This window comes from Litoreibacter roseus (assembly GCF_009811795.1).
GTDB lineage: Bacteria > Pseudomonadota > Alphaproteobacteria > Rhodobacterales > Rhodobacteraceae > Litoreibacter > Litoreibacter roseus.
The window spans coordinates 244,501-257,760 of record NZ_BLJE01000003.1 but is presented as its reverse complement, the minus strand read 5'-3'; the positions used below and the strand labels follow the sequence as shown (position 1 = coordinate 257,760).

At 60.2% G+C, this 13,260-nt stretch carries 12 protein-coding genes and 1 tRNA gene; 6 read left to right on the top strand and 7 right to left on the bottom strand.

Annotated features, from left to right (window positions below):
• Positions 1–111: 111 nt before the first annotated feature.
• The 3 genes from KIN_RS15145 to KIN_RS15135 all read right to left on the bottom strand — a co-directional run bounded on the left by KIN_RS15145 (position 112) and on the right by KIN_RS15135 (position 1,533).
• Positions 112–735, bottom strand: a complete 624-nt coding sequence (locus KIN_RS15145) for a glutathione S-transferase family protein (RefSeq protein WP_159808565.1) — start codon at positions 733–735, stop codon at positions 112–114.
• Positions 736–833: 98 nt separating this feature from the next.
• On the bottom strand, positions 834–1,370 hold the full coding sequence (locus KIN_RS15140; protein WP_159808563.1) for a histidine phosphatase family protein: 537 nt from the start codon (positions 1,368–1,370) through the stop codon (positions 834–836).
• A gap of 76 nt (positions 1,371–1,446) precedes the next feature.
• A tRNA-Leu gene (locus KIN_RS15135) sits at positions 1,447–1,533 on the bottom strand.
• A gap of 150 nt (positions 1,534–1,683) precedes the next feature.
• Here KIN_RS15135 and lipB point away from each other — a divergent pair.
• A complete protein-coding gene (lipB, locus tag KIN_RS15130; RefSeq protein WP_159808561.1) occupies positions 1,684–2,334 on the top strand; it encodes a lipoyl(octanoyl) transferase LipB in 651 nt (216 codons plus the stop codon).
• Here lipB and KIN_RS15125 read toward each other — a convergent pair.
• Positions 2,331–4,574: a spermidine synthase gene (locus tag KIN_RS15125; protein WP_159808559.1), complete on the bottom strand. Its 2,244-nt coding sequence runs from the start codon at positions 4,572–4,574 to the stop codon at positions 2,331–2,333. The two genes, lipB and KIN_RS15125, sit on opposite strands and share 4 nt — an antisense overlap.
• 224 nt (positions 4,575–4,798) lie before the next feature.
• On the opposite strand from KIN_RS15125, the gene KIN_RS15120 reads away from it, so the two are divergent.
• Positions 4,799–5,236: a DUF4399 domain-containing protein gene (locus KIN_RS15120; RefSeq protein WP_159808557.1), complete on the top strand. Its 438-nt coding sequence runs from the start codon at positions 4,799–4,801 to the stop codon at positions 5,234–5,236.
• A gap of 12 nt (positions 5,237–5,248) precedes the next feature.
• On the opposite strand, the gene KIN_RS15115 is transcribed toward KIN_RS15120, so the two are convergent.
• Complete coding sequence (locus KIN_RS15115; protein ID WP_159808555.1) at positions 5,249–6,301, bottom strand: Hint domain-containing protein; 1,053 nt, start codon at positions 6,299–6,301, stop codon at positions 5,249–5,251.
• 248 nt (positions 6,302–6,549) lie between these two features.
• Here KIN_RS15115 and ctaD point away from each other — a divergent pair, with 248 nt between their 5' ends.
• A complete protein-coding gene (gene ctaD, locus KIN_RS15110) occupies positions 6,550–8,220 on the top strand; it encodes a cytochrome c oxidase subunit I (RefSeq protein ID WP_159808553.1) in 1,671 nt (556 codons plus the stop codon).
• A gap of 3 nt (positions 8,221–8,223) precedes the next feature.
• Positions 8,224–8,778, top strand: coding sequence for a DUF2244 domain-containing protein (locus tag KIN_RS15105; RefSeq protein WP_159808551.1), 555 nt, complete (start codon positions 8,224–8,226; stop codon positions 8,776–8,778).
• Here the strand turns inward: KIN_RS15105 and KIN_RS15100 are convergent.
• Positions 8,775–9,236: a GatB/YqeY domain-containing protein gene (locus KIN_RS15100; protein WP_159808549.1), complete on the bottom strand. Its 462-nt coding sequence runs from the start codon at positions 9,234–9,236 to the stop codon at positions 8,775–8,777. The two genes, KIN_RS15105 and KIN_RS15100, sit on opposite strands and share 4 nt — an antisense overlap.
• A 172-nt stretch (positions 9,237–9,408) precedes the next feature.
• Here KIN_RS15100 and carA point away from each other — a divergent pair, with 172 nt between their 5' ends.
• On the top strand, positions 9,409–10,596 hold the full coding sequence (gene carA, locus KIN_RS15095; RefSeq protein ID WP_159808547.1) for a glutamine-hydrolyzing carbamoyl-phosphate synthase small subunit: 1,188 nt from the start codon (positions 9,409–9,411) through the stop codon (positions 10,594–10,596).
• A 48-nt stretch (positions 10,597–10,644) separates the two neighbouring features.
• Entirely contained in the window at positions 10,645–12,657 is a 2,013-nt protein-coding gene (locus KIN_RS15090; RefSeq protein ID WP_159808545.1) for a glycosyltransferase, read from the top strand.
• Here KIN_RS15090 and KIN_RS15085 read toward each other — a convergent pair.
• On the bottom strand, positions 12,583–13,227 hold the full coding sequence (locus tag KIN_RS15085; protein ID WP_159808543.1) for a GntR family transcriptional regulator: 645 nt from the start codon (positions 13,225–13,227) through the stop codon (positions 12,583–12,585). The genes KIN_RS15090 and KIN_RS15085 overlap by 75 nt on opposite strands.
• Positions 13,228–13,260: the final 33 nt, after the last annotated feature.

The window sequence follows — 13,260 nt, the reverse complement described above, 5'->3', positions numbered from 1 at the left end:
TGAGTCTGTCCAATGATTTTTGAGGTACGTACATCTTTCTAGCCTGAGACATATATAAGATGCTGATTTGAATATTTAATATATGAGTTTTAGGCTCAGTCCGAAAACAGCTTACGGCGTGATCTTGTGGATTTCCATCGTCTGAACGACCGACGCCTCGGTGCAAATCTTTTGATAGAAGCTCTCGACTGCTGGCCACTCTGCCAGCTTCGTTTCGACCACCAACCCCACCCAGCGCAGCATTGGGATGGCGTAGTAGTCCGCGATGGTCCGGGAGGCGCTCACCAGATGGTCCTGCCCGATCAGCCGGGTTTCAAGCTGATCCAGCCCGGCGCGCACAAGGCGAAGACCTGCGGCTTTGGTTCCGTCCAGCACGGCCTCACTGTGATCCGACATATAACGCTGGGGCACGAACACAGGGTAGAATGCCGGGTGAAAATCGCCCGTGAAGAAGCTGCACCATTGGGCCACCTCTGCCTGCGCCCGCAGATCATCACCGCCAAGAAGGTCGGTCCGCTCTGCGCGCTGGCAGATATATTGCAGAATGGCGCCGCATTGGGTGAGGATATAGCCGTCCTCCAGCCGCATCGCTGGAACCGCGCCCGCTGGATTGATCGCCTTGAACGCATCGCCCCGGGGCGGATGCGTCGCCTCGTGCGGCAGGTCGACAAGGGTCAAGAGGATATGCGGCGCAAGTGAACATGTGCCCGGGCGATAAAAGAGCGTCAAAGTCATCGCGTTCCCCTTCAAATACCTGCCGCCCCGGTCTTACGGGAGATCGCAGGAGCGGTCCAGTTTGGTCGGCTGCATTGGAGCCGCTGGTCCGAGCGGCGCTAGCGGTACTGATGCACCTGACAATTGTGCAGCATGAACCCGATGATTTCCTGAAATGCGTTGCCATGGCCGATAATGGCCACCGCCTCGTCACCAAGTGTCGTCAGATCGGACACGAAGTTTGCGATCCGGTTCTGAAAGACCGGCGTCGGTTCGCGGATCACCTCACGCCCCGATCCGTTCGGCGCGTGCCACCATTCGGCGGGCAGGTGATCAAAGGTGAGATCCGGAAAATCCGCCTGTAGTTCCGCCGGAGTGCGCCCGACATCACAACTGTGACTGAGAAGTTCATGGTGGCCCGTCCGGACCTCGATGGGCGCAATCCCGTCGAAGATCGTTTTCGATGTCTGGATCGCGCGTGTCAGCGGCGAGGTGATGACGCGCTTTATGTTGAGGTCAGCCATGGATTTTCTCGCCTCGGCTGCCTGCTCAAACCCAAGAGGGGTCAAGGGCGCGTCGAAAATCATCGGGTCCCCGCCGCCTTGGAAGACTGCGTTGAATTCTGACTGTCCGTGCCGGATGAAATAGATGGTCATTTCTGCGAGGTCCTTTTGGGGACCGAGGCTGCCAAATGGCCCGCCGGTGTCCTGTGCTGCTTCGCGGGAAGCAATCTGGTGCGGTCGGGGGGACTCGAACCCCCACGAGTGTTACCTCACAGCGACCTCAACGCTGCGCGTCTACCAATTCCGCCACGACCGCATGCCATAGCTCAAGTGGCGGCGTTCTAGCGACGTTCCCGCGCCTTGTGAAGCGAAAAAACCAGCTTTCCGGATGGGGTGTGCATTTTCCCTCGCAGGCCCCGCGGCGTCGTGGCAAAACGCGCGCCATGACGCACGGAACAGTTAATCAATGGTAGAGTGGATCACCTCTGCGGCGCCGGTCGAGTATGAGACCGCCGTGGCCGAGATGGAGGCGCGTGTGGCCGCCATCCGTGACGGCCGGGCGGATGAGGCGATCTGGCTGCTGGAGCATCCCCCGCTTTATACGGCGGGCACGTCGGCCAAGTCCGAGGACTTGGTCCAGCCCGACCGGTTCCCCGTGTTCGAGACACGGCGTGGTGGGCAATATACCTACCACGGACCAGGGCAGCGGGTGGCTTATGCGATGCTTGATCTGAACACGCGCGGCAAGGATGTGCGGAAATACGTGCAGCATCTTGAGGCGTGGGTGATCGCGGCGCTGGCGGAGTTCAACGTAGATGGCATGATCCGGGAGGGGCGCGTGGGTGTCTGGGTGGCCCGGCCCGAAAAGCCCCCCCTGCCCGATGGAACGCCGCGCGAGGACAAGATCGCGGCTATCGGCGTACGGCTGCGCAAATGGGTCAGCTTCCACGGGCTATCGATCAACGTGGAACCGGACCTGAGCCATTTCGACGGGATCGTGCCGTGTGGCATCTCGGATCAAGGCGTCACGTCGCTGGTTGATCTGGGCCTGCCGGTCACGCTGGACGACGTGGACGTCGCGCTCAAGAGAAGTTTTGCCCAAACCTTCGGGGGTTAGCGCAGAATTTCGAAGATGTTGGCGTACTCATCCGTCCAGACCCGTCCGCCGTCATCTGTCAGTGGGACCCATTTGGACCTGCCATCTGCCGCGCCCTTGAGGGTGTCCAGCTTTGCGCTGTCCTCAGACATAATCACCACGCGCGACGGGGTGTCGCCGTCTTCCCAGACCGCGGCACTGGGCCGATAGCCTTGCATCCGGGCGTCCAGCCCCAGCCGAGGCGCACTGCGGGCAAGGGGGACCTCAATGTTGAAATATCTGTTCGAGATGTGGAACACGAGAATGCCACTGGGCTTCAACCTGTCCTTATAGATGTCCAGCGCCTCCAGCGTCGTCAGATGAATGGGCACGGCATCGGAACTGTAGGCATCGATGACCAATATATCGTATTTGACGTCATTCTGGTGCTGCAAGACGATCCGGGCGTCCCCCAGATGAGTCGGCGCATCGGGGGTACAGGCACTGAGGAAATTGAACAACTCAGTGTTGCGCGCGATCTGATCGACCATCCGGTCAATCTCGTAGAACTGCCACTTCTGACCGGGCTGGCGATAACAGGCCAGTGAGCCGACACCAAGCCCGACCACACCAATATCCGTTGCCTGCCGCCCGACACCAGATGTCAGGATCTGCGCCATGGGTCCGTTGGGATGGTAGTAGGACAAGGGCCGTGGCGGTTTGCTTGCGTCCGCAAGGCTTTGGGCCCCGTGGAGTGTCGTCCCGTTATAGTATTTGCGCAGGCCGTCTTCCTCAAACACTTGGTGGACGCCAAAGAAGCTGCGATCTTGTAACACCATATTGTCCCGCTGGTTTAGCGCGCTGGAGAGAAGCAAGGTGGTGAGTGCGACAAAGGCTGCGACGCCCGCCTCCCGCAGCATCCAGAGCGCACCAAGAAGGACAATCGGCAACAGAACCGTCAGCCCTTTCTGCGCGATCCCGCCATCTGCCACCAGATAGGGCGCCACGAACGCGGCGGATATCGCCACGCCCGCGAGCAGTCCAATGGCGGTCTGACGCATATCGACACGTTGCCCCGTGCGAAGCAGCAGCAAAGCCGCCAGAACGACCGTGATCTTGGTTTCCTGAATGTCCGCGAAGAGGTTCGGGGCGATGATGGAGTTGAACAACCCGCCCAGCGCACCGCCGACCGACATGATCACGTAGAAGATCGTCAAATAGCGCCTGTCTGGCCGCGCGTCATAGAGGTCCCGGTGTGATTTGATCGCAACGATGAAGAAGCACAAAAGCATCAAGCCGATCCGCGGGATCGTGATGGATGTGCTTCCATGGCCCATCAGAGTGAAAGCCAGAACCGGCAGAGCAGCGGCAAAGAGCGCACTCAAAATGCTCCGGTTGATCCAAGTCCGGTGCGAAAATGCGATAACGAATGTCAGCAGGTACAGCGAGAGGGGAATGGCCCACACTAAGGGAACAGATCCAATATCGGTGCTGATCTGCGTGGTGACCCCCAGCATCAGAGATGACGGGATGAACGCCATCAGTAGCCAGCCAGCGATCCGTTTCGTGGTTAATTGCTTCGCTGTCGGTCGCGCGCTTTGGTCAGTCTGGCTTTTTGCTGTTGGTAGTGGTGTGGACCGGCCCCGCGCGAACCAGCCGCTTGCCAGCAGGCACGCGCCCAGAACGACGAAACCGATGGCCCAGCTGCCGCTGATTATCGTCACACCCAGAAGCGGCTCCGCCACAAGGGGAAAAGACAGGAGCGCGATCAGCGAGCCCAGATTGCTGGCACCATAGAGAAAATACGGGTCATCGGCGTTCGGTCCGCCGCTTTTGGCATACCAGGACTGGATCAGCGGCGCGCTCGCGGACAGTACGGCAAAGGGCAAACCGACGCCTACGGCGAACAAGCCCAGCGTTTGCATCGAGGTGGAGGCATTCCCATCATAGCGCCAGCCCTCGGGAATCGACAGCGGCAGGAAAATCAGTGCGGCGGCCCAAAGCAGCAGGTGCAGCGCGATCTGACCCATGACACGCAAATAGCGGGACGACAGGTGTGCGTAGACATAGCCCGCGATGAGAACAGTCTGGAAGAAAAGCATCGCTGTCGTCCAGACGCCCGCCGCTCCGCCGATATGAGGCAGGACGATCTTTGCAAAAAGCGGCTGCACGAAGAACAGGAGCGACGCGCTCAAGAAAATGGTGAGTGTAAAGACAACGGGTGCCAAACGGACAGTCCAGCCTCGATTTGGGCCAGCGGACGATGATTCAGTTACGTTCATGGCCCCTGATCCACAAAAGGTGTCTTTCGGCGCTATTGAACGAAAACTGTGTTCAATTTCGGGCGCCTTCGCTTTATTCCGCTTCATCCGAGCCGGTGGCTGCAGGCGGTTTCGGGCGCAAGATCCGCGAAACCTGCCTTTCCCTGCCCGGACGCTCGGCTATGATTACGGTGGGGCGGCTGAGGTTCAGACCCCCGGTTGGATCAGAAAAAGGAAGATATCTCATGCGATCACTTCTGTTTGCCGCGACATTTGCCTGTTTTGCGCCGATCTCTGCCATCGCGGGCGATACCCCCGCGCCGGCTGATGCGGAGGTCTATTTCGTCAATCTTGAGGATGGCGCCACGGTCACGTCGCCGTTCAAGGTCATCTTCGGGCTGTCCGGCATGGGCGTTGCCCCCGCGGGCACGGAAAAGGAGAACACCGGGCATCATCACCTTCTGATCAACCGTCCTCCGTTAGGTGAAGGCGAAGAGGGTGAGACCGAGTACGGCCTGCCCGCCGATGACAATCATGTCCATTTCGGCGGTGGTCAGACAGAAACCATGCTCGAGCTGCCGCCTGGCGAGCATACATTGCAGCTTGTGATGGGGGATCTGAACCATGTGCCCCATATCGAGCCTGTGACCTCTGATGTGATCACCATCACCGTTGAAGAATAACCCACAGCCCGGTCACGCCGCCTTCGCCTGAGACAGCGAGGCGCGCGTGTCCCGCACCGACAGAAAAGGCCGCGCCGGCGCGGGGGCCTTGCTGGCCCCCAGTGCGGCGTCCAGCGACGTGCGGGCGGCGGGCGACAGGGTTGCCCGCATCATATCACCTAGAAACATTGTTTCGGTCCAGCAGCCCTCGGCGTTGATGATCTCATGGCCGTCGCACAGAAGATGAGTCCATGTGAGCGATGTGACGCCGCGCATCAACCGTACCTTGGACTGATCCAGCAACGCCTTGGCCGGGACAAGCCTTTGCTGAGCGAAGGCATGGGGAAACGCCGCGCCGGGACCTACCAGCACCCGGTGGTGGGGTGACAGGATCAGGTTGCGGCGGGGTGCCCCTGCGCCGAACGCAGCGGGCTGAATCACGACTGGGCGGCCATGGTCCTGACCGGGATTGAAGGTCTGGGTGACATGGTGCACCCACCGCAAGGCACGGGGGCCGCTGTCCAGCGTCATGACCCGATCCCCGATGCGCAGTGCCTCGACCGAACGCCAGCCGCCCAACGTGCGGACCAAGGTGCCGGGGCCAAAGCAGGGCACGCTTTCATACTGAGAGTAGGCAAGCCGGGAATCCTGGGAATTGTAATCCTGATCGTCGCCATCCCCGTCGGTCTGGCCATCATCCACATTACCAAGCCGCACCAGCTTGTAATTGACATCCGGATCAAGCGGCGTGGTCGGCAGATAGCCCACGCGCACGCCGCCGATCTCGATCCGGTCGAGGTAGAGCCAACTGCCGTCAGGGGCCTGCAGCACGCCGTAATGTTCGACATAGACCTTGCCAGAGGCCACCAGATCACCCGCCCCGTTGAACACCTGTGCGGTCTGATTTTGGTCTTCGCCCACCTCGTCGGCATCAAAGTCACCGTCGAAATAGATGTCATCATCCTCGATCTCGAGCCGGTTGCGGTGCTCGCGAAAATCGTAGTCCTGCCGCAGCTGATAGGTGTCCTGACCACTGTCATAGGTCAGCGCGGTGGGCGCGTAGGAGAAGAACGAATAACTCGACATGGCGTAACGGTGTCCAGACGCGGCGGGTCCGCAGAAGATCGCCCAAGTCTGACACCAAGGGCCTAAATCAAGGTAAATGCCGCCCGAGGGCCCAAGATGACGTGTCAATCCCTCCCAAAGCGCGACAATTTTTCTGTCTCTGCGGCAGGTTGCAACATTGCCCCTTCGGCTCAACCCCACTAAACCGTGATCAATTGTCGGGGGTCCTGAGTCTGCCCGGCGTCATTCGAGTGGAACGGGAGAAACCCATGGCCGACGCAGCCATTCAGGGACATGACCACGACGAGCGGAGCTTCTTTGTCCGCTGGTTCATGTCTACGAACCATAAAGATATCGGTATTTTGTACCTCTTCACCGCAGGCGTGATGGGCTTCATTTCTGTTGCCTTCACCGTCTACATGCGGATGGAATTGATGGAGCCGGGCGTTCAGTACATGTGTCTTGAAGGCGCGCGTATGTTCGCCACAGAGACCGCAAACTGTACGCCAAACGGTCACCTCTGGAACGTTTTGATCACGGGTCACGGCATCCTGATGATGTTCTTTGTGGTAATCCCGGCGCTGTTTGGCGGGTTCGGCAACTATTTCATGCCCCTGCAAATCGGCGCGCCGGATATGGCGTTCCCGCGGATGAACAACCTCAGCTACTGGATGTATGTTGCGGGCTGTTCGCTGGCTGTCGCGTCGCTTTTGACACCGGGTGGCAACGACCAGCTCGGCTCTGGCGTGGGCTGGGTGTTGTATGCACCGCTGTCGACCACGGAAGCCGGTATGTCCATGGATTTCGCGATTTTCGCGGTCCACATGTCCGGTGCATCTTCCATTCTGGGCGCGATCAACATGATCACGACCTTCCTGAACATGCGAACCCCCGGCATGACGCTGCACAAGGTGCCGCTCTTTGCCTGGTCGATCTTCGTCACGTCCTGGCTGATCCTTCTGGCGCTGCCTGTTCTGGCCGGTGCGATCACCATGCTTCTGACAGACCGGAACTTCGGCACGACGTTCTTTGATCCGGCAGGCGGCGGTGACCCGATCCTCTATCAGCACTTGCTGTGGTTCTTCGGTCACCCGGAGGTCTACATCATCATCGTGCCGGGCTTCGGCATCATCAGCCACATCATCGCAACCTTCTCGCGCAAGCCGATCTTTGGCTACCTGCCGATGGTTTATGCGATGGTGGCCATCGGGGCTCTGGGCTTCGTAGTCTGGGCGCACCACATGTATACGGTGGGCATGTCGCTGACACAGCAGTCCTACTTCATGATGGCGACAATGGTGATCGCGGTGCCGACAGGCATCAAGATCTTCTCATGGATCGCGACCATGTGGGGCGGTTCCGTCGAGATGAAGACACCGATGCTCTGGGCGTTCGGGTTCCTGTTCCTCTTCACCGTAGGTGGCGTGACGGGCATCGTTCTGTCGCAGGCTGGTATCGACCGGGCCTACCATGACACTTACTATGTTGTGGCCCACTTCCACTACGTGATGAGCCTTGGTGCGGTCTTCTGTATCTTTGCGGGGATTTACTTCTACCTGCCGAAGATGTCGGGTCGGATGTATCCTGAATGGGCCGGTAAGCTGCACTTCTGGACGATGTTCATCGGTGCAAACGTCACCTTCTTCCCACAGCACTTCCTGGGTCGTCAGGGCATGCCACGTCGCTATATCGACTACCCGGAGGCCTTTGCTTACTGGAACTACGTCTCAAGCTGGGGCGCGTTCCTGAGCTTCGCGTCGTTCCTCTTCTTCATCGGCGTCATGGTCTACACCCTGACCCGTGGGGCGCGTGTGACGCAGGCGAACCCATGGAACGAGTACGCTGACACGCTGGAATGGACCCTGCCGTCCCCACCGCCCGAACACACGTTCGAGCAGCTTCCAAAGCAGGAAGACTGGGACAAGAGCCACGCGCACTAGGCAATGCCTGTCCAGCACATAACAACCTCAGACGGGGCCTCGGATTATCCCGAGGCCCTTTCTCGTCATGATGGCTCGCAACCGATTTGGCGCGTTCTTCTGTGGCCCCATCGGTCCTTGTCGCGCCATGGCTTTGTGACCTTTCTGGCGATCACCTCGGTGTTGATCGCGATTCCGCTGCTGCCGCTGATCGGCACGACGGTGCTGTGGGGGCTGCTGCCCTTTCTGGTGCTGACGGTGGGTGGGCTCTGGTACTTTCTGATGCGCAGCTACCGCGATGGCCATCTGGTCGAAGAGCTCTCGATCTGGCCCGATCATATGACCCTCGTCCGCGTCAGCAAAATGGGGCCGAAGCACAAGCGGCGTCAGGAATGGGAGGCCAACCCCTACTGGGTCGGCATCACCTCACACGAAGCGCCGGTGAAGAACTACCTGACGCTCAGTGGCGGCACGCGAGAGGTGGAGCTTGGGGCGTTCCTGTCACCAGAGGAACGCGCGGAGCTGAAGGATGAAGTCGAAGCGCAGTTGCGCAATCTGGCACCGGGGCTGCGCGGTTAGGACGCCAGCTTGTCCTTGACGATCGGTCCGACGGATCCGAAATCCAGCTGGCCAGTGTACTTGCCTTTCAACTCGCCCATAACCTTGCCCATGTCACGAATTGAGGTCGCGCCTGTGTCGGCAATGGCCGCATCAATGGCGGCCTCAGTTTCAGCCTCTGAGAGCTGCGCGGGCAGAAAATCAGAGATCACCTTGATCTCATCCTGCTCCCGCTCGGCCAACTCAAGCCGCCCACCCTCTTCGTAGGCGCGCGCGCTTTCCTGACGTTGTTTCACCATCTTGCCCAGTATCGCCAGAATCTCGGGATCGCCCACGGTCTTGCCATCGGCGCGCAGAGCGATGTCCTGATCCTTGATTGCGGCGTTGATCAGCCGGAGCGTGCCCAGCCGGGCGCTGTCCTTGGCTTTCATTGCCTCTTTCAAGGCGTCGTTGATCTTCGCGCGCATATCTTTGGACATCAGGGCCTCATGGTGCTGTTGAGACGGGCGCTATAGCGTGTCGCCGCCCCTGTCACAACCGCACATTCCGCCCGTGGTCGCAAGGTCATTTCGCAAGGCCTCGCCCGGTTGACGGGACCGGTGCAGCCCCATAAACATGCGCAGGTTTCAATGCAGTTGGGGTGATGGAACAATGGCCGCACATTCGGACAAGCCACAAACGGACAAGCCAACTGGATGCCTTGTATTGGCAGATGGCACCGTCTTTTACGGACGCGGGTTCGGCGCCGAGGGGCTGACCACCGCAGAACTGTGCTTCAACACCGCAATGACCGGCTATCAAGAAATCATGACCGACCCGTCCTACGCGGGTCAGGTGGTCACCTTCACCTTCCCCCATATCGGCAACACCGGCATCACGCCCGAAGATGACGAGACCGCCGACCCGGTTGCGGCAGGCATGGTCGTGAAATGGGATCCGACGACGCCTTCGAACTGGCGCGCCACCGGGGAGCTTGGCGATTGGCTCAAGGCACGGGGCCGCATCGGGCTTGGCGGTATCGACACACGGCGGCTGACCCGGACGATCCGGGCGCAGGGCGCGCCTCACGTGGCGATGGAACACCGGGCGGATGGAAAGTTCGATCTGGAAAAACTTGTGGCAGCCGCACGGGGCTTTGCCGGTCTGGAAGGGCTCGATCTGGCCAAGGAAGTGACCTGCGCGCAATCCTATCGGTGGGATGAGAAACGCTGGGCCTGGCCCGAGGGCTACACCAAGCGGACGGAACCCGGTCACAAAGTCGTGGCGATTGATTATGGCGCCAAGCGCAACATCTTGCGCTGCCTTGCCTCTGCGGGCTGCGATGTCACCGTCATGCCCGCCACGGCCACAGCCGAGGACGTTCTGGCCCAGAACCCGGACGGGGTGTTCCTGTCCAATGGTCCGGGCGATCCGGCCGCGACAGGTGCCTACGCAGTGACGATGATCAAGGGTGTGCTGGCGCAAGATATCCCGGTTTTTGGAATATGCCTGGGACATCAGATGCTGGCTCTGGCCCTTGGGGCCGAGACGATCAAGATGAACCACGGCCATCATGGCGCCAATCACCCGGTCAAGGATCTTGAGACCGGGAAGGTCGAGATCACCTCGATGAACCACGGGTTCACGGTGGACAGCCAGACGCTGCCCGAGGGCGTTGTGGAAACCCATGTCTCCCTTTTTGATGGATCGAACTGCGGGATTCGGCTGGCCGACAAGCCTGTGTTCAGCGTGCAATATCACCCCGAAGCCTCGCCCGGCCCTCAGGACAGCTACTACCTGTTCGAGCGCTTTGCCGAGGCAATGGCCCAGAAAACACGCGCAGCTTTAACGACCCCTTAACCACAGACCCGCCAGATATGGGGAGTTCGCAAGAAATGCGGGGTCCTCATGGACGCGTCAAAGGTAAATATTCACCAGTCCATCAGGCTTGCTCCGCTGATGCCCAAGGCAGCGCCGGGCGTTCTTCTGGGACAGTTGCTTGTAGATCAGGGGGCGCTTGATCCGGCGGACCTGCTGACCGCGTTGGCCATCCAGAAGCGCGAGAACGCGGCTTTGGGCGAGATCCTCGTCGCGCAGAACATGGCGGACGAACAACAGGTTCTCACCGCTCTGGCCCGCCAGCATGGCACCCACAAGATTGATCTGGACGAAGATCCGCCTGATCCCCGTTTGGCTGAACTGGCCGACCCCCATGATTGCCTGAAATTCGGATTTCTGCCGTGGCAGATGAAGGGCGATATCGCCGTGATCGCCGTATCGCGTCCGGCCCATGCACAATGGGCACAGATGCGGCTGGCCGACAGGTTAAGCGAAACCCGCTTCGTGCTGACCGATGACGCGACGTTGCAACGCCATATCCACCGGTTGTTCGGACCTGTCCTTGTGGACCGCGCGGAAACGCGCACGTCGCCAGCAGAAAGCTGTCGGGGCTGGTCCACGCACCGGGCGCAGATTTTCATGGCTGCGACCGTGTCTGCGCTGACGGCAGGCGCTTTGCTGGCCCCTGCGGGTATTTTCGCGCTGCTTTTCCTGATGGCGACCTTCGTTCTGGCGCTCAATACGCTTCTAAAGCTGGCCTGTGGCAGCTTTGCGGTATTTCGGTTGCTGCGGCGCAACGACAGTCCAAACCGCGTTGCGCTGGCGCCCGAGCGTCCCTCGAAACCGATGATCCGACTGCCCAAGGTCTCGATCCTTGTGCCGCTTTTCAATGAGCCCGATGTGGCCGGGGCCTTGGTCAAACGCCTGTCTCGCCTAACTTACCCGCGTGAATTGCTGGAGATTTGTCTGGTCGTGGAGGACGACGATGCTGTGACCCGCAGTGCGTTGCGCAATAAGCGCGTGCCCCGTTGGATGAAGGTGATCCGCGTGCCTACGGGTGGCGTGAAGACCAAGCCGCGCGCGATGAACTATGCGCTGGATTTCACCACGGGCGATATCATCGGGGTCTATGATGCCGAGGATGCACCGGCCGCGGACCAGATTTACAAAGTGGTGCGTCGCTTCGCAGAGGCGCCCAACGATCTGGCCTGCCTGCAGGGTGTCTTGAGCTTTTACAACCCGTTCACGAACTGGCTGTCGCGCTGTTTCTGCTTCGAATATGCCGCGTGGTTCCGGGTGATGCTGCCGGGACTGCAACGGCTGGGCTTTGCGATCCCCTTGGGGGGCACCACCTTGTTTTTCCGCCGGGACACGCTGATCAAACTCGGCGGCTGGGACGCACATAACGTCACCGAGGATGCCGATCTGGGCATGCGTCTGGCGCGCTATGGCTACCGTTGCGAGATCATCGACACGGTCACACAGGAAGAGGCGAACAGCCGGACCTGGCCGTGGATCCGTCAGCGGTCCCGCTGGCTGAAAGGCTACGCGGTCACATGGGCGGTGCATATGCGCGACCCTATCAAGCTGGCCCGCGATCTGGGGCTGTGGAAGTTCATGGGATTTCAGCTGCTGTTTCTGGGCACGCTGGCGTCCTTTTTTCTGGCGCCGGTCCTGTGGGCGGGGTTCGGCGCGACACTTCTGGGCGCGCCCCACCCGGCGGCGCCGGTCTTGGGCGACGAGGTGCTGACAGGGCTTGCGGTGTTCTACGTGGCAAGCGAAATTATCATGCTGGGTATCTTCGCCCTGTCGGTCAGGGGCTTGACACGAAAGCCCTCGATGGCTTGGCTTGCTGTGTTGCCTGTCTATTTCATTCTTGCTTCAATTGCGGCTTACAAGGGTTTGATAGAGCTTATGTTTCGGCCCTTTTACTGGGACAAGACAGAGCATGGCGAATTCGGCGGACAGGATTGGCACGAAGAGGGCGCAAAACCTGCGCCCCGTCCCTCAGCAGATCTCACCCGCGTCGATTTTCAACCGCGTCTGGAACGCGACCGACAAGTGTTCGCGGAGCGCGTCTGACGCCGCTGCGCCGTCGCGCGCATCGATGGCCTTCACGATGGCCAGATGTTCTTGCAAGGCCACCTCGCCCCGCCCCTCGACCGCAAGGGACGTGGTCGCCAGAAGCGCCATGGAGCGGTAGACCAGATCAAGCTGCTGGACCAGAAAGCCATTATGAGAGGCCAAGTGAATCTGTCGGTGAAAGCGCCGGTTTGCCTGCGATAGCAAAGCGGGTTCGTTGAGGAACGCCTCGTCCTCTGCCACCATATCGTAAAGCACCTTGATCTCTTCGGCTGCCGCATGCTGGGCCGCAAGCTCGGCCGCCAGCCCCTCCAGCGCAGTGCGCACCGTGTAAAGCTCTGCCATTTGCGTGTGATTGAGGGAGGCCACGATCAGGCTGCGGCCGTCGCGGGTCAGCATCGATTGGGTCTCAAGCCGCTGCAACGCCTCGCGAATAGGCGTGCGCGACACGCCAAACCGCTCGGCCAGTTCGCTTTCGACCAGACGGCTGCCGGGCTTGTAGATCCCGGTGTCGATGGCATGCAGGATCAGCCCGTAGGCATCCGTTGGCGCGGGGGTTGATAGGGGCATGTCACATCCTTTTTCTGCCGCCCTGCGGCGCGT

Excerpts from the sequence above, each read along its gene's own strand:
- KIN_RS15145 (WP_159808565.1), bottom strand. The coding sequence starts at position 735 with ATGACTTTGACGCTCTTTTATCGCCCGGGCACATGTTCACTTGCGCCG.
- KIN_RS15140 (WP_159808563.1), bottom strand. The coding sequence starts at position 1,370 with ATGACCATCTATTTCATCCGGCACGGACAGTCAGAATTCAACGCAGTC.
- lipB (WP_159808561.1), top strand. The coding sequence starts at position 1,684 with ATGGTAGAGTGGATCACCTCTGCGGCGCCGGTCGAGTATGAGACCGCC.
- KIN_RS15125 (WP_159808559.1), bottom strand. The coding sequence starts at position 4,574 with ATGAACGTAACTGAATCATCGTCCGCTGGCCCAAATCGAGGCTGGACT.
- KIN_RS15120 (WP_159808557.1), top strand. The coding sequence starts at position 4,799 with ATGCGATCACTTCTGTTTGCCGCGACATTTGCCTGTTTTGCGCCGATC.
- KIN_RS15115 (WP_159808555.1), bottom strand. The coding sequence starts at position 6,301 with ATGTCGAGTTATTCGTTCTTCTCCTACGCGCCCACCGCGCTGACCTAT.
- ctaD (WP_159808553.1), top strand. The coding sequence starts at position 6,550 with ATGGCCGACGCAGCCATTCAGGGACATGACCACGACGAGCGGAGCTTC.
- KIN_RS15105 (WP_159808551.1), top strand. The coding sequence starts at position 8,224 with ATGCCTGTCCAGCACATAACAACCTCAGACGGGGCCTCGGATTATCCC.
- KIN_RS15100 (WP_159808549.1), bottom strand. The coding sequence starts at position 9,236 with ATGTCCAAAGATATGCGCGCGAAGATCAACGACGCCTTGAAAGAGGCA.
- carA (WP_159808547.1), top strand. The coding sequence starts at position 9,409 with ATGGCCGCACATTCGGACAAGCCACAAACGGACAAGCCAACTGGATGC.
- KIN_RS15090 (WP_159808545.1), top strand. The coding sequence starts at position 10,645 with ATGGACGCGTCAAAGGTAAATATTCACCAGTCCATCAGGCTTGCTCCG.
- KIN_RS15085 (WP_159808543.1), bottom strand. The coding sequence starts at position 13,227 with ATGCCCCTATCAACCCCCGCGCCAACGGATGCCTACGGGCTGATCCTG.